Origin of the sequence: Spirosoma lacussanchae, from assembly GCF_005870035.1 — a bacterium.
GTDB lineage: Bacteria > Bacteroidota > Bacteroidia > Cytophagales > Spirosomataceae > Spirosoma > Spirosoma lacussanchae.
Map to the genome: position 1 here is coordinate 1,318,927 of NZ_SWJG01000001.1, position 15,257 is coordinate 1,334,183.

General features: G+C 55.9%; 13 protein-coding genes. 8 read left to right on the forward strand and 5 right to left on the reverse strand.

What is annotated here, in order from left to right; genetic code table 11:
- Positions 1–150 precede the first annotated feature (150 nt).
- The 6 genes from FBR45_RS05490 (at position 151) to argB (ending at position 5,525) form a co-directional block, all read left to right on the forward strand.
- The gene (locus FBR45_RS05490; RefSeq protein ID WP_138500073.1) at positions 151–756 is read left to right on the forward strand and encodes a hypothetical protein; all 606 of its coding nucleotides are present in this window, start codon (positions 151–153) and stop codon (positions 754–756) included.
- A gap of 188 nt (positions 757–944) precedes the next feature.
- On the forward strand, positions 945–1,568 hold the full coding sequence (locus tag FBR45_RS05495) for a hypothetical protein (RefSeq protein WP_138500075.1): 624 nt from the start codon (positions 945–947) through the stop codon (positions 1,566–1,568).
- 71 nt (positions 1,569–1,639) lie between these two features.
- Positions 1,640–2,371 (forward strand): alpha/beta fold hydrolase, encoded by a 732-nt coding sequence (locus FBR45_RS05500; RefSeq protein WP_138500077.1) that lies wholly within the window; start codon positions 1,640–1,642, stop codon positions 2,369–2,371.
- A gap of 115 nt (positions 2,372–2,486) precedes the next feature.
- Positions 2,487–3,626 carry an aspartate aminotransferase family protein gene (locus tag FBR45_RS05505; RefSeq protein WP_138500079.1) on the forward strand — a complete coding sequence of 380 codons (1,140 nt, stop codon included), beginning with the start codon at positions 2,487–2,489 and terminating at the stop codon, positions 3,624–3,626.
- Positions 3,627–3,696: 70 nt separating this feature from the next.
- Positions 3,697–4,656: an N-acetylornithine carbamoyltransferase gene (locus FBR45_RS05510; RefSeq protein WP_138500081.1), complete on the forward strand. Its 960-nt coding sequence runs from the start codon at positions 3,697–3,699 to the stop codon at positions 4,654–4,656.
- A gap of 83 nt (positions 4,657–4,739) precedes the next feature.
- The gene (argB, locus tag FBR45_RS05515) at positions 4,740–5,525 is read left to right on the forward strand and encodes an acetylglutamate kinase (protein WP_138500083.1); all 786 of its coding nucleotides are present in this window, start codon (positions 4,740–4,742) and stop codon (positions 5,523–5,525) included.
- A 51-nt stretch (positions 5,526–5,576) separates the two neighbouring features.
- On the opposite strand, the gene FBR45_RS05520 is transcribed toward argB, so the two are convergent.
- Together FBR45_RS05520 and FBR45_RS05525 are read right to left on the reverse strand one after the other, a co-directional pair.
- Positions 5,577–6,173, reverse strand: coding sequence for a C40 family peptidase (locus FBR45_RS05520; RefSeq protein WP_171044839.1), 597 nt, complete (start codon positions 6,171–6,173; stop codon positions 5,577–5,579).
- 261 nt (positions 6,174–6,434) lie between these two features.
- A complete protein-coding gene (locus FBR45_RS05525) occupies positions 6,435–6,869 on the reverse strand; it encodes a cytochrome B (RefSeq protein ID WP_138500087.1) in 435 nt (144 codons plus the stop codon).
- Between the two features lie 86 nt (positions 6,870–6,955).
- Here FBR45_RS05525 and FBR45_RS05530 point away from each other — a divergent pair, with 86 nt between their 5' ends.
- The gene (locus FBR45_RS05530) at positions 6,956–7,258 is read left to right on the forward strand and encodes a DUF4286 family protein (RefSeq protein WP_138500089.1); all 303 of its coding nucleotides are present in this window, start codon (positions 6,956–6,958) and stop codon (positions 7,256–7,258) included.
- A gap of 109 nt (positions 7,259–7,367) precedes the next feature.
- Positions 7,368–9,431: a sialate O-acetylesterase gene (locus FBR45_RS05535; protein ID WP_138500091.1), complete on the forward strand. Its 2,064-nt coding sequence runs from the start codon at positions 7,368–7,370 to the stop codon at positions 9,429–9,431.
- On the opposite strand, the gene FBR45_RS05540 is transcribed toward FBR45_RS05535, so the two are convergent.
- The 3 genes from FBR45_RS05540 to FBR45_RS05550 form a co-directional block, all read right to left on the reverse strand.
- Complete coding sequence (locus FBR45_RS05540; protein WP_138500093.1) at positions 9,432–11,786, reverse strand: efflux RND transporter permease subunit; 2,355 nt, start codon at positions 11,784–11,786, stop codon at positions 9,432–9,434. It abuts the gene before it with no gap.
- Between the two features lie 85 nt (positions 11,787–11,871).
- Entirely contained in the window at positions 11,872–12,384 is a 513-nt protein-coding gene (locus FBR45_RS05545) for a DUF2306 domain-containing protein (RefSeq protein ID WP_138500095.1), read from the reverse strand.
- 118 nt (positions 12,385–12,502) lie between these two features.
- Positions 12,503–15,223, reverse strand: a complete 2,721-nt coding sequence (locus FBR45_RS05550; RefSeq protein WP_138500097.1) for a M4 family metallopeptidase — start codon at positions 15,221–15,223, stop codon at positions 12,503–12,505.
- Between the last annotated feature and the right edge of the window lie 34 nt (positions 15,224–15,257).

A 15,257-nucleotide genomic window follows, 5' to 3' on the forward strand; every position in this document is an offset into this window, starting at 1 on the left:
GACCAACAAAAAACCCCGACATCACACCGATGTCGGGGTTTTTTGTTGACCAGTTGATCGAATAGTTTTCTAAACTCTCAACAATTGACGGTAGCGCCGGTTTACCCCCTGATAAACAAATCCATTTGACCATTAAACCAACGTTACACCATGAACACGCTTACACAACGTCTGCTGGTCGGCCTCGTGCTGACCATTTTCTTTGCCTCCTGCAGCCGCCCGGTAGCTTATTTCCAGAAAAGCCCCCGCGAGTCGTTTGCGAAAGCACCCGCTGCACCGACTCCCGTAGCGGATGTAGCAGCTCCGGTTGGTGATGTAAACGAATCCGTTGTGGCCACCACACCCGCCCAGCCGATTGCCCAGGCCAATGCCGCACTGGATCAGATGGACGCGATGGTGCGCAACGACGCCAAACTGGCCACCGATAAAACCGTACAGAAACGCCTGAACAAGGTGCGGACCATGCTGACCTCGGCCGCGCAGAAAAACACGCTGACGCCCGCTGCGACTACGGCTCCTCAGAAAAAAGCCGGGCTTGTTGAACGGCTGATGATCAAGAAGCTAAACAAGAAAATTAACCGCCAGCTGGCCCCCAACAACCCCGAAAAAGCAATGGCCAACACGGGTATTCTGGCGGCTGGTGCCGTAGCGGTGATTATCGGTCTGCTCGTTCTGCTGCTGGGCGGTTCGGGTACGCTGGGGGTTATTCTGCTCCTGGCCGGGGCCATTGTACTCTTGGTCGGACTATTGGCCTAGCGCGTATCTGCGTTCATTTCCATGAAATTTCCGGGAAGAGCTAGTGGGCTCATTACCCGGGAATTTCATATGATGTGATCCTTCATTCGCTCAATTTTATACAATTTTTTTGCCTGACATCCAACAAACCTTATAAGTTGCGGTTGTTTTGGTTGATAAGTCAGTATGTATTTTAATCTGTTTTTTCAATGAACACACTTTCCCGGAATCTTTTTGCCGCCCTGATGGGTGCCGCCATTCTCTCCTCCTGCAGCCGTCCGGTTGCTTATTTTCAGCCAAGCCAGCGCGAGCAGTATAAGTCGCCCCAGCCTCAGACAGTAGCCGTTGTTACCCCGGCCGAGGTGGCTCAGCCGGCGGTTGTTGCTGAAACGCCCGCTGTTGAAGTAGCGCCCGTTGCGGCTCCTGCACCGGCCGAGCAGACAGCTCAGGTTCGGCAGGTGATGAACCAGGTAGAAGCTTATGTTCGCAACGACAGCAAACTGGCTTCGAACAAAAAACTGGCCAAACACATTGAGCGTGCTAACCAGCTGCTGGCTACATCCAACGCCAAAACGGCCGTAGCTACCACCGCCGGAGCGACGAAGAAAATGTCGCTGATGGAGCGGACGATGCTGAAGAAAATGGATAAGAAGATCAAAAATCACGTAGCTCCTGACGATTCGAAGGCGCTGAACCGCAACACCCGCAATGGTATCATCATCGGGGCCATCGGTTTGCTGCTGTCGCTGATCTTCGGCGGAGTAATCGGCGTAATTGGTTTGATCCTGCTTATCGTAGGTATTGTACTGATCCTGCTGGGCGTGCTTGAATAGTAAATCGTACAACTACAATTACTGAAACCTAAAAGACCTGTTCATACGGTCTTTTAGGTTTTTTTGCTACTATGAACCAACAACCGCTTGTCTGTCTTATCCACGGCCATGGCGTCGACGCTACCATCTGGCAGCGGGTCGATGCCGATCTGTCGGCCAAGTTTCCGGTCGTCGTACCGGACGTGGCGCACGTGGCCACCCACCGCAGCATCGACGAATACGCCGAGCTGATCAGCAAGCATCTGGCGGCCGAAGCCGGTGCTGATGGGCAAGTCGTACTGGTCGGCCATTCAATGGGGGGCTATATCGCGCTGGCGTTTGCCGAGCGGTATCCGAACCGGGTAAAAGGCCTGGTGCTGTTCCACTCAACCGCCTATGCCGACGATGACGCGAAGAAAGCACAGCGCCAACAAACCATTGGGAAACTCAATACGGTCGGCGCGGAACCGTTTATCGAGTCGACCCTGCCCAAAATGGTGGCTCCCGATTATCCCGCCGATCAGCTGAAACCGTATATCGACCGCTACCGCACGATACCCGCCGATGCGCTGGCGGCTGGTATGGAGGCTATTATGGGTCGCCCTGACCGGACCGATGTGCTGCGAACCGCTTCGTTTCCGGTGCTGCTGATACTCGGCAAACAGGACCAGCTGATTGCCTACGACAAAACCGCTACCCTGGCCGAGCTGTCGGATCAGGTTCAGCTGGTTACGCTCGACCAGTCTGGTCATCTGGGTATGATCGAAGAACCCGAAGCTGCCGTACAGGCACTCCAGACATTCATTGACGGGCTGCCTGCCTGAAGTCCAGCGGTCCGGAAACATAAAAAGGAGGCTCCATGGCTTCCTTTTTGTGTTTCCGGACCCCATTTCGCCCGATTATCCGTAAACTTGCACCCACGGATTATTGATCGGACCAATGGCTGACTTGTTTAACGTTTACCCCCTCTACGACATCGAACCCGTTCGGGCGGAGGGCAGCTACCTCTGGGATGCCCAAGGCACCCGTTATCTGGACCTGTACGGCGGCCACGCCGTCATCTCGGTAGGGCATACGCACCCCCGGTACGTACAGGCGCTGACCGACCAGCTGCACCGGATCTCGTTTTATTCGAACTCGGTAAAGATTCCGCTGCAGCAGGAGCTGGCCGATAAACTGGGCGATTTGTCGGACCATCCGGACTATGCCCTGTTTCTGTGTAATTCCGGGGCCGAAGCCAACGAGAATGCGCTGAAGCTGGCGTCGTTTCATACGGGCCGCACCCAGGTGGTGGCGTTTACGAAAGCGTTTCATGGCCGCACGGCCGGCGCCGTTGCCGCCACCGACAACCCGGCCATCGTGGCGCCCGTCAACTACAACCAGCACGTTCGGTTCTTGCCCTACAATGATATAGAGGCTGCAATTGCCGGCATTACCAGCGAGACCTGTGCGGTTATTATTGAAGGCATTCAGGGCGTTGGCGGTATTCATGTAGCCACTGATGAGTTTCTGCAAACACTGCGCCGTCGGTGCGACGAAACAGGGGCTGTACTCATCCTGGATGGGGTTCAGTGCGGATACGGCCGGTCGGGGCGGTTCTTCTCGCACCAGTTCAGCGGTATCGAGGCTGATATTATCTCGATGGCCAAAGGAATGGGTAATGGTTTTCCGATCGGGGGGATCCTGATCTCGCCAAAGTTCCACGCCAGCTACGGGCTGCTCGGTACGACGTTTGGCGGGAACCACCTGGCCTGTACGGCCGCCATTGCCGTGCTCGACATCATGCGCGACGAAGGGCTGATCGACAACGCCGTTCGTATGGGCGATTACCTCATGAACGGTATCCGGCAGATTGGCGGCTATAAAGAACTGCGTGGCCGCGGGCTGATGATCGGTATCGAATACGATTACCCGGTTGATGCTCTTCGGAAAGCGCTGCTCTTCGGACACAAGCAGTTCACGGGCGTGGCCGGTAAGAACACCATCCGGCTGCTGCCTTCGCTGGCCATCGGTACCGACGAAGCCGATCTGTTCCTCGACGCCCTGCAGCAGGAGGTGAAGCAGGCTGTTTCCTTATAAACTTATTTTTGGTCCGGCCGGGCTTGCTGCCAGCCGATGCCGATTTGCGCGCTCCGCGTTTCCCTACACTATGACCAACTTTCTTTCTCTCGCTGACGTAACCGACCTCGACGCGCTCATTCAGTCTGGCCGGGATGCCAAAGCCAACCCGTTTGCCGACCAGCTGCTGGGTAAGAACAAAACCATTGGGCTCATCTTTTTCAACTCCAGCCTGCGCACGCGGCTCAGTACCCAGAAAGCCGCCCAGAACCTGGGTCTGAACGTGATGATCATGAACGTCGGTCAGGACTCCTGGGGACTGGAGATGGAAGAAGGGGTGCTGATGAACGGCGATAAAGCGGAGCACGTTCGCGAAGCGGCTGCCGTGATTGGCCGATACTGCGATATCATCGGCATCAGAGCCTTTGCCGAACTGAAAGACCGCGACAGCGACTACCGCGAACAGGTCATGCAGCAGTTTGCCCGCTACGCCCGGGTGCCGATCGTGAACCTGGAGTCTGCCACGCGGCATCCGCTGCAGTCGCTGGCCGATTGTATCACGATCGAAGAAGCGAAGACCGTGGCCCGCCCCAGGGTGGTGCTGACCTGGCTTCCTCATTTCAAGCCGCTGCCCCAGGCCGTAGCCAACTCGTTCAGTGAGTGGATGAACGCCCGGGCTGCGTCGGGTCATGTCGAGTTCGTTATAACCCATCCCAAAGGGTATGAGCTGGCTCCTGAGTTTGCGGGTAACGCCCGGGTCATCTACAACCGTGAAGAAGCCTTTGCCGGGGCCGATTTCATCTACGGAAAAAACTGGTCATCCTACACTAACTACGGACAGGTGCTGACCCAGGACCCGTCCTGGGCCGTTACGATGGACGATATGGTCCGGACCAACGCGGGTAAGTTTATGCACTGCCTGCCCGTTCGGCGTAACCTGAAAGTGGCCGACGCCGTGCTGGATGGGCCGCAGTCGCTGGTGATCGAGCAGGCGGCTAACCGGGAGTGGTCGGCCCAGGCGGTACTGAAAGAAATTCTTAAAACCTATTGATCACAGCCGGCAGGACTGGGTACTTTACGCAGCGAAGCTTAGCTGAGTGGAGCCTGCCCGAGTCGGCTGTGTGCTAGTCTGGCATGAATAACCTGACCGTAGTAAAAATTGGCGGTAACGTCATCGATAACCCCGACGCCCTGCTGCGTTTTCTGACCGCCTTCGCCGGTTTGCCCGGTGCTAAACTTCTGGTACACGGTGGCGGTAAAATAGCGACCCAGGTTGCTGAGAAGCTGGGCGTTCAGACCACCATGGTAGAAGGACGGCGTATTACCGACCAGCCCATGCTGGACGTCGTTACGATGGTATACGGCGGTTTGGTCAACAAACAGATCGTGGCAAAGCTTCAGACGCTGGATTGCAACGCCATTGGTCTTACCGGCGCCGATGCCCGAATTGTACTGGCTCACAAGCGGCCGGTCGGGGCCATCGATTACGGCTTTGTAGGCGATCTGGACGAAGTCAATGCCGGACAGATTCAGTTCTTTCTGCGCCAGAGCCTGACGCCGGTTATTGCGCCCATCAGCTACGACAACCAGGGTGGTTTGCTGAACACCAATGCCGACACCATGGCTTCCGCTATTGCGGTTGATCTGGCCCGGCACGATACTGTAACGCTGGTCTATTGTTTCGAGAAGCGGGGCGTACTGGCGGATCCTGCTAACGATGACAGCGTTATTCCGGCGCTAAACCCGACCACTTACGCGGACTACAAAGCCGCCGGGTTCATCAATAAAGGCATGATTCCTAAGCTGGATAATGCGTTTAGGGCGCTGGATAACGGCGTGGCCCGGGTAGTGATCTGCCACGCCGACGAGCTGGGAGCTGCCGTAACGAGCGGTGGGGCTGGCACGACCCTACATAAATAAAGCGGCCCTTGAGCCGCTTTATTTTTATAATCAGATAAAGCAGTTACCGTGCTATTTTTCGGCCAGTAGGGTAACAACCCGCCGAACGCCCATGAACCGGCGCTGGTAATAATCGGCGTGCAGGTAGTCATACCGGACGCCCCCGTTCCAGGCCGAGTGGATGAATTTGATCCGGTCTCCGATCACCTCCGTAATCAGACCAACGTGACCAATGCGGTTACCTCCTGAACTGTGTCCTTTAAAGAGAATGAGGTCGCCGGGTTGCGCGTCGGATTTGTCGACGGCATGACCGACATTACCCTGGGCGGCACTGGAATGAGGCAGACTGAGCCCGAAGTGGCTAAAACAAAAGCGGGTAAAACCTGAACAGTCAAACCCGCGTGTGCTGGTGCCGCCAGACCGGTACCGAATGGAAAGGTGCTTTTTAGCGAAGCCGATAACCTCGTTGACGAGCGGAATCTGTTCGTAAAACGATGGATCGGTTAAGTGAACGGTGGGCTTACTAGACGTTACGGTGGGTACAGGGTAAGCTACGGTGGAAATGTCGGGTACGGTGGGTGAATGTGGAGTGACGGTGGGTACGTTTTGTGCCTGAACGATGCCAAACGAGACAGAACATGCTACTGCCAGGAGCATTTTTATCATCATGATCAAAGGTTAGGTACAAATTACTTGATATAAAAGTAGGGAGTTGTGGAATAAATGCCAAATAGTTGAGGAGAGATTTCTACACTCCTGAAACCACATGTTAAGTGCCACAATTTGTAACCAGCTGGTAATTAGGCACGAGGGTATAAATAAGGTAGAATAGGGAAGGAATATTTAATATAATTTTAATAAAATCTCTATAGAAATAATAGAATAAACCCGTCTCCAGCAATAACTTCAGCCGAAGACGGGTTTGATTTTTTAGAACCAGCCAGCGCCCGGAATACGGAAGGGCCAGGGAATAGAGGCCAGAATCAGGAGCAGACCGAGGCCGTAGAAGATACCAACCAGCCGCTGCTTCGTGGTGGGATCGGTAGCCCGTTTTGAGCGGGAGTAGCCGATCGTGATCAGCACAATGGCGATCAGCATGCCTGTCGTGTGCTCAACGGTATAAAATCGATACAGTTTGTCACTCAGCTGGTCGAAATTCACTTTGGGGCTGATGAAGTAAAGCAGCAGTCCGATAAGCAGCTGGGTATGAACCGCAATCAGCGTGAATAAATACAGTTTGCGGTTACCATCGGTATAGCCGCTGCGACCCTGCCACTTGCCAATGGCAACAGCCACGGCAGCCAGCAGCAGGATGAGCGCAATCCAGCGGAGGCCTGAGTGGGCGTGTACTAATCCGGGATACATAAAAAGTAGGTTTGATGAATCAATTTGTTTCGGCAAAGAAACAACCAAATGGTCAACTTACACCGACCCGACGGTGTTGAATGGGTATGATTCTTTATAACACAACCTATAGCGTGGCCCAGGAAGTAGCTACCGACTGGCTGCGCTGGATCAAAGCGTTCTATCTGCCAGCCGTTAAAGCAACGGGCCTTACCGTCGATCATCGCCTGCTTCGGCTGCTGACGGAGCTTGACAACGGGGGCGTTACCTATTCTCTCCAGCTTAACTTCGAGAGCCGGACCGAATACGAAACCTACCTGGCCCAACATGCCGAAACCATGCAGCAGCGCATTCAACATCGGTTCGGAGGGCAGTTTGTATCATTTGACACGTTACTAGAAGATAGTTAGTTTAAATAAATAGTTATCAAATAGACCATATAGTAAATAGTGTCTTATAGAGTTGTCTTCCGTCAGATAGAAGCAAATTTTTGTATTTGTGTCTATCACCTGATGAATTATGCCGCTCTATAAATCCTGTGTGCTGCTCGGCAAGCGGGTTGGTCTGCCTGGGGTACTTCTTTTGATAACGCTTGTCTGCAACGCGCAGCTGACGATTACTTTCCCGACGGCCCGGTTGGTGTTTCAGCGCGGTAACAATAACCAAACGACCCTGTCGATCATGGGGCTTTGTCCGGCGCTGACGGATCAGGTAGAGGCTCGTCTGACGGAAATGAATCCGGGACAGGGGCAGGCTACCGGTTGGGTTCTGCTCGACGCAGCACCCGCCCAGGGCCATTTCGGGGGGCGGCTGACGGTTAGCGGGGGCTGGTACCGGATCGAGGTGCGGGCCTGGCGCAGCGGGCTGATTACGGCCGTGGCGGAGGTAAAGCCGGTGGGCGTGGGCGAGGTGTTTGTCGTTGCGGGCCAGTCGAACGGGCAGGGCCTTCGAAACCGGGATGCCATTAACCCGGCCGATGAGCGGGTGGTCTGCAGTCCGCACTTTAACCTGAACGATACCATCCGGTTGCCGATTCCGTTTACCGGGGCGCCCCTGTCGGCTACGGGTACCGTTGGCCCCCGCGGCCAGACGGCCTGGAACTGGGGTCGGCTGGGCGATCTGCTGACGGCCCGGCTAAACGTACCGATCCTGTTCTACAATACCGCCTGGTCTGGTACGGCCGTACGAAACTGGCGCGAAAGTATTACTGTCGATAGTACCGCAACGTCGGGGGGCGATTATTTTCGGCCGGGTATGCCGTACGGCAATCTGAAGCGCGTCGTGCAGGACTATGTACCCCTGACGGGCTTGCGGGCGGTGCTCTGGCACCAGGGCGAATCGGAGTTTTACGATACCGACCCGTCGGCTTCCCGGTACGCGGCTGATCTGCAAACGGTCATAGCGCAGTGCCGGGCCGATGCCGGGTTCGCCCTGCCCTGGGTGGTGGCGCGGGCATCGATGGATAACAACCTGTACCTGAACTACCACCTGACGCAGTACGCGCCGGTGATCAACGCCCAGAATCAGGTTGTCCAGCAGGTCAGCGGGGTGTATCCCGGCCCCAATACCGACGCCATTCAGATGCCCCGTACGGATGGGGTTCATTTATCCGGCGATGGGCTGCGGCAGGTGGGAGATGCCTGGAACGGCTCGCTAACCGATGCTTTCTTTCAGAACACCCAGCCTCGTCTGCCTTCGGCCATAACGAGTACCGACCTGAGCCTACGCATGTATACGGACCAAACCAGTCCGGCACTGAACACACCGGTTCGGGTTAGCCTGACGGTCGACAATACGGGGCCGCGAACGGCTACCAGCGTCTGGCTGCGGTGTAATCTGCCCCCGGCGCTACCCTTTATGCAGGGGACGCAGGTGACCCATAAACGGGGGCTGGTTCTGGTCAAACTGCCGGAGGTACAACCGTCGATACCGCGTTCGGTGACCTTCCTGGTTCAGCCTACGCAGGAGGGCGTTTATCAGCTGGCGGCCGAAATTGTCAGGGCCGATCAGCTGGATGTCGACTCGCAACCCAATACGAGCATCGGCGATGGGCAGGACGATCTGGCCCAGGTCACCTTTCGAACCCGGGCGTCGGCCGGGCAGGTATTCAGTGTTCCCGTTTCGGTCAACGCCGACCCGCTGCCTGCTGTTGCCTCGAACCAGCCCATCCCGGATCCCAACACAGCCGACCTGAGTCTGCAACTGGTGTCGAGTCGGCTGGCGGTACGGACCGGGGAGCTGCTGTCCATTAGTCTGGTCGTCGCCAACCGGGGCGGCCGTTCGTCGGGGAGCGTTCGGGTGGGATGTACATTGCCAGCCGCCCTCTCGTTTCTGGACGGCCCCGGCATGACGGTGGTGAGCGGGCTGGTCAGCGGCACGATCAGCGATCTGGCGGCTGGCCGAACGGCCACACTCTCATTCAGAGCCACGGTTACAACCCCGCTGGGCCGGGCCCGGCTCAACGCAGAAATTCAGGCGGCAGCCGTCACTGATCCAGATTCCAGGCCGGGAAACGGTTATACCAATGGTGAAGACGATACCGCCCTGCTGGATCTGTCTATCCATCCACCAACGCTTCCCTAGCTAAGACTGGCTCGGCACAGCGGCTTTTCGGCGCTTATCGACCGTTAGCAGGAAGGCCGGCAGGAGAATCAGATTGGAAGCCATGCCCATCAGCAGGGTGATGGACACCAGAATGCCGAGGGCTATGGTTCCCTGGAAGGTCGATGCCGTAAAGATGGCGAAGCCCGCAAACAGAATAATGGCCGTATAGAACATGCTCAGGCCGGTATACCGAATGGTTTCTGATACGGCCTGCGTCAGCGATCGTTTCCCGTTCCGAAGCTCGTCGCGGTATTTGGTGATAAAATAGATAGTGCCGTCGGAAGATATGCCGAAGGCGATGCTGAAGATGAGGATGGTAGAGGGTTTGAGGTGAATGTCGAAGAAGCCCATGATTCCGGCCGTAACGATGAGGGGGACCACACTGGGCAGAATGGCAATCAGGCTCAGCCGGATATCGCGCAGGAGAATAATCAGAATCACCGAAACCAGCAGAATGGCCAGTATGGTGCTTTCGGCGAGGTTTTTCAGCAGGTAATCATTGCCGCGGGTAAAAACTACACTGTTGCCAGTGATGCTGACGTCGTACTGCTCATCGGCCGCTACGCGCTGGCCCGTTTCGCGGTCTATGTTGAAAATCGAATCTACCTTGGGCTGGAGCCGGCTCAGCAGCTCGGTAGTACGGACGGTACCGACGTCGGGCATCTGGAAACTGATACGCGTATACCGGCGGGTACTGTCCAGGTAGCCTTTGAAGCGACTTTCTGACCCCTTCAGCTGGGGGGCATAACTGGCTAGCTGGCCCAGTTCGAGCGCGCCGGGCAGCGCATAATACTTGGGGTCGCCCCCGCGGTAGGCCTGGTAAAAGAACTTGACGGCTTCGGCCAGTGACAGGGGGCGGGTGAACTCGGGGTATTTGCTGAACTCGCGCTCCAGCAGGCGGATTTTGCTCAGTGTCTGTGGGGTCAGTACCCGGCCGGGCCGTTTGGTGTCGATACTCACTTCGAACGGCATAACCCCTTTAAACCGACTCTCGATCCATTTAAGATCCGCGTAGATGGGATCGTTGGCCGGCAGGTCATCAACCACGTACCCGATGGCATTGATCCGCAGGGCAAAAAATATCGATACCGCCGTTACGACCGCAATGAAGCTATAGATAGCCGTGCGACGCGTGCGGACCAGCTGATCGACCCAGCTGAGAAAACGCGTGACCTGACGCCGGTCGAGGTGGCCCCGTTGTTTGGGCGAAGGGGCCGGTAGGTAGCTGAAAATAATCGGAATCAGAATCAGCGATACGGCGTAGGTCGTCATGATACCAAAAGCCGCTACCAGCCCGAACTGCAGCAGCAGCGGGCTGGCCGTGAAGTAGAAAACGAAGAAGCCGATACTCGTGGTTACGTTGGCAAAAAAAGTCGTTTCGCCTACCTTTTCGATGGCGATCCGCAGCGCGTCGTCTTTCTGATGCCGTCGGTTCAGCTCTTCGTGGTAGCGGTTGAGCAGAAAAATAACGTTCGGAATCCCGATCACGATGATGAGCGGGGGCAGCAGACCCGTCAGGATGGTAATGTCGTAGCCGAAGAGAACAATGTAGCCGGTCACCCAGATCACCCCGATACCTACCACCAGCGCAGCCGCGATCATCACCGTCAGCGACCGGAAAAAGTAAACCAGAATCAGCGCCGTAACCACAAAAGCCAGCACCATGAAGAGGGTAAGCTCCTGGCTGACCTTAGCCGAAAACTCAGTCCGGATGTAGGGCATGCCCGACTTGTGAACCGTGAGCCTGTGCTGCGTTCCGAAGGAGTCGGCCATGGCTGCTACCCGCCGAACGGTGGCAATGCGGCTTTTGGTGTTGATCAGCTTCTGATCGAAGGTAACGGCCATCAGGTGAGCCCGGCCACTGCTGTCCTGCACCAGCCCGCGGTAAAACGGCAGCCGGGCAATCCGGTCGCGGAGGCTATCGACCGACGACTGGGTAGAGAGAGGGCGGGGTACCAGCGGTACAATCCGGAATTTTTGGGCCGTATCGTCGCGGACAATGTCGTAGAGGTTAGCGTTGGCGACCACGTCCCGAATGCCTTCGATGGCGTTGATGCGCTGGCTGAGGGCGTACCAGTCATTGAAGAAATCGAGCTGGTACATACTGTCCGACTCGATGCCCAGCACCATGACGCTGCCATCCTGGCCAAAACGGCTTTTAAAGGTCTCGTACCGCTTGTATTCGGTATCTGAAACGGGCAGGATTTTGGCGAGTTCGTAGGATAACTTAACGTGACTGGCCTGGTAGCCCATGAAGGCCGTGCCAATCAGAACAGCGGCTACCAGGGCCAGCCGATGGCGAAGAATTAAGGAGGAGATACGGTGCCAGACCATTCAACTGTATGGCGTTTGGGTTGAGGTTTGACGCAGCAGGCACGTCGAACTTCTCAGGCCGAACGCCAAACAATGAAGGCGCAAGTTAAGGAAAAAGGGTGGGCTTGCCGATGGGGGTTGCGGGCCGACCGGTCAGAAACCGATCTTTATGCCGCCGGATCAGGATACTGCCGGTAAGGGTCGTGGCCAGGGTTGCCAGCACCACCACCGGCCAGAACTGCGCCATCCGAAATAGCCGCACCAGCGTTTCGGCCCAGAACGCGGCATAGAGCCCTACTACCGACCAGTTCATGAAGAAATAATGATACGACAGCCAGTCTGGAAACCGGCGTCGGAACAGGATTGGAATCATTCCGCCCAGTATCGTGACGAAACTGAACAGAGCGGCCACGTGAAAGGGCCCAAACTTGCCGAACAGCTGGTAAATCAGGAAGGCTGTCAGGTTAACGAGCAGCATACTGACCACGTAGACATACCCGATTCGTTTATGTCTTACCGTCGCTTTGGGCGTAAGGATAACGATGGCGCCGGTGATCATGGCCACAACGGCGGCTGTCAGGTGGAGGAGGCCAATAGTAGAGTGGACAAAGTTGTTCATGGTGGTTACTGGTTTATAATCACAAACCTAGCCGCCACCTCCGGCCTGAACCACTTATTTCAGACAAACATGGCCCTGAGCCCGACAAAGGCCGGGGAGTCGCTGACAAAGTGATCTGTCAAAAAACAGGTGCTGTTGAAAAGAGGGTATCAAAATTGGCGGGGGCACTCTCACGAATGTTCTGGATCTGAAAGATATCGTGAAATTGTAATGGAAAGCCCCGAATCCAGTGGTCAAGACCCGAGCGCATCTGGAGGGTTGGTGCGGCAGGAAGCATCAGCGTCAGGTCCGAAAAGCTGAGCGGAATCTGAGCGGTTGTCCACCAGTACATGCCGGCTGCGCTGCCATCCAGTACGTATTTACGGGCCAGATAGGTGCCCTGATAAGTAGTTGTTGCCTTGATGTATTTCTTGTCAAACTCGCGTCGCGCCTGTCGGCTGCCCCAGAAAGCCATCTCTGACTTTGCCTGGCTGCCTTCACGTATTTCCGCCAGCTGTTTCTTCATGTCGGCGCGGCCCTGTTGTCCTTGTCGGATGAAGTCTTCGGTCATGTGTATCGTTTTCCTTAACTCAGCCTGTCGTTCGGGCGAGGTGTTCGGGTTGGCCAGTTCGGCCCTGGCTTCCTGTAGCGCTTCGGCCATCAGCGCATCCTGCTCGGGCAGGGTTTGGTCCATCGTTCGTTCCAGAAAATTGGTCCAGTCTTTCGGGAATGTACGGGTGTGGATACCATCTTCGTTCTTCACAACAGCAGTAATTGTGGGGCTGCTTCGGCGGGAAAACGTTTTCACGAACCCATCGTGGCTTCGGTATACAGAGACAGCGCTATCGCCTTTAAAGTAGAGGTTTATAACCATTTTCTGCCCTTCGTTTTTCATAACCATATCCATAGTCCAGCCAGGTTTACACGGCACGGGGGCATCTTCCAGAACCCCAACGGCATACCAGGCCCGTTTTACAGCTTCGGTAACACCGTTACATTCGCCGAAGAGCTGCCCGGCTGTGGCAATAGTTTCGCGGCACAGGTCTTCGTAACCAGATCGGGGACTTAGCCGGGGTAAGGTCGTCAGTACTATCCGGGCCAGGGTGTTATACGGCATTGTCGGGAAAACGTCGTATGGGTGTTTGAGGCCGTTTTGTCCTTTACCTCCTTTGATGAGCAGGTAGAACCACTTATTGCCAACCCCCGAATTTTTATGCACGTTTCCTTCGTCGTAGGTCGTACTGGTAGAGCCCCAGGGTGATTCGAGGTAGGTATCGGGGTCACCTTTGGCGGTGGGATTGGCCATATCCCGAGTACCGCCCGGAACAACTGCTTCGGCCAGCAGCCAGTTTCCGCCAACAGCCTGATGCTCGATACAGGTGCCGAATATGTCGGCAATGGATTCGTTGAGAGCGCCTGATTCGCCCTGATAAATCAGACCACAGGTGTACTCGTTAACGGCATGGGTGAACTCGTGCCCAATTGTGTTAAGATCAGCAAATGGGGTTTTATTCACCAGGCCGAAGTAAAATTTCCGGCTGTCGGGCGACCAGCAGGCGTTTTCTTCCAGGTATGACTCAGCGTGAACGGAAGAGCCCTGATTGTCGAAGCTATGATGACCCAGGTTTTTGAAAAAGCGGGCCGACTGCCGGAAGCCGTACAACGCGTCGAAATCGCCCCGGTTCCTGAGCGCAGCATCGTTGAGGAGCGTGTCGGTGGTAAACTCGGGAACAACATGGTAGTGCGGCTTGATGATGACAATCGCAGGCGTTTCGGTGCTGTCGGCCAGTCGGATTACCGATTTTCCGGCATACAACCCCGCCACGACGCCGACATTTCGTTTCTGGTGATGAAATGTCTGAACAACGGTTTTGTAGGGGCCGGGCTGAGGGGCGCAGGCAGGCCGCCGATTTTCGGTAGCTACCAGGGCTCCCGTTTGTGCGTCGAGATACCATCGCCGATGCTGGGTGGGGGTGACAACTGTAAAGGGCTGAGCCAGTACAGGGGCTCGGTTTGCTGGGTCCAGATTGGGGTGTACCCATGCCATCGGCAGCGGTTGGGCATAGGGGAGGGGTGTTTCTGAGGAGATCTGATTGTGAAGAGTCAGCGTTGGTAGCTGGGTAGCCTGACGCAGCGCCAACAGGAGCTCGCTGGCCTGCCGGGGCGGGTTAGCAACCCGGGTTATCGTGAAAAGATCGCCGTTGGCCCGTATTACGTACCCGTTAGTGTCGAGCGTAATGCTATAGTGCGATAGCCGGATGGGATGTCCTTCGTGCAGTTGTTCATAGCGTCGACTCTGCCCTCTCCCGGCACCAAATTGGCCGGTTTCGCGAAGAATGACCTGAAAGCGTTTTTGCATGAATGCTACGAACTGCCCGGGTGTCAGCTTGCGATCGGCGTAGACCCGGAAAGCCATTGGTATGAGGGAGTAACGGCCTGGTAAAGGGTCGTACATGACCGGCGCGATGCCTGAATCGGGTTGAGAGGGCCGGTTTTTCAGTGTTGTCAGCAAAGCCTTGTTGGGGTCAGCTGCTTTCTTGCTGGGGTTCGGGCTGGCAATTGTTTCAGTCTGTTGAGCTCCTTCTTTCTGGTTGGTGCGGAACTGTTGAAGGGCGTCGACTTTTGCTTGCTCAAGTTCCCGAATCTGGGCAGGTGTGGCCCCACTCTTTCTGGCTTCCTGAATCTGTTCGTCGAACAAACGGGTTATGTTGTCGGGATCGAGCGCCTTCCTGAAGGCTGCCTGCGCTTCCTCGGATAGTCGTTTCAGTTCAGCCTGCTGGCCCGGCGTTAGTTGTTGCGACCAGCTGGCGCCAGCCGTTGATAGAAAGACGAGTAGTATGAACAACGATTTGATGGTCATAGCTTCAGTTCCGGGCGTGCGGCTTGTCTGTTCG

What these genes read in the sequence shown, in the direction of transcription:
- FBR45_RS05490 (WP_138500073.1), top strand. Translation starts at nt 151, where the DNA reads ATGAACACGCTTACACAACGTCTGCTGGTCGGCCTCGTGCTGACCATT.
- FBR45_RS05495 (WP_138500075.1), top strand. Translation starts at nt 945, where the DNA reads ATGAACACACTTTCCCGGAATCTTTTTGCCGCCCTGATGGGTGCCGCC.
- FBR45_RS05500 (WP_138500077.1), top strand. Translation starts at nt 1,640, where the DNA reads ATGAACCAACAACCGCTTGTCTGTCTTATCCACGGCCATGGCGTCGAC.
- FBR45_RS05505 (WP_138500079.1), top strand. Translation starts at nt 2,487, where the DNA reads ATGGCTGACTTGTTTAACGTTTACCCCCTCTACGACATCGAACCCGTT.
- FBR45_RS05510 (WP_138500081.1), top strand. Translation starts at nt 3,697, where the DNA reads ATGACCAACTTTCTTTCTCTCGCTGACGTAACCGACCTCGACGCGCTC.
- argB (WP_138500083.1), top strand. Translation starts at nt 4,740, where the DNA reads ATGAATAACCTGACCGTAGTAAAAATTGGCGGTAACGTCATCGATAAC.
- FBR45_RS05520 (WP_171044839.1), bottom strand. Translation starts at nt 6,173, where the DNA reads ATGATGATAAAAATGCTCCTGGCAGTAGCATGTTCTGTCTCGTTTGGC.
- FBR45_RS05525 (WP_138500087.1), bottom strand. Translation starts at nt 6,869, where the DNA reads ATGTATCCCGGATTAGTACACGCCCACTCAGGCCTCCGCTGGATTGCG.
- FBR45_RS05530 (WP_138500089.1), top strand. Translation starts at nt 6,956, where the DNA reads ATGATTCTTTATAACACAACCTATAGCGTGGCCCAGGAAGTAGCTACC.
- FBR45_RS05535 (WP_138500091.1), top strand. Translation starts at nt 7,368, where the DNA reads ATGCCGCTCTATAAATCCTGTGTGCTGCTCGGCAAGCGGGTTGGTCTG.
- FBR45_RS05540 (WP_138500093.1), bottom strand. Translation starts at nt 11,786, where the DNA reads ATGGTCTGGCACCGTATCTCCTCCTTAATTCTTCGCCATCGGCTGGCC.
- FBR45_RS05545 (WP_138500095.1), bottom strand. Translation starts at nt 12,384, where the DNA reads ATGAACAACTTTGTCCACTCTACTATTGGCCTCCTCCACCTGACAGCC.
- FBR45_RS05550 (WP_138500097.1), bottom strand. Translation starts at nt 15,223, where the DNA reads ATGACCATCAAATCGTTGTTCATACTACTCGTCTTTCTATCAACGGCT.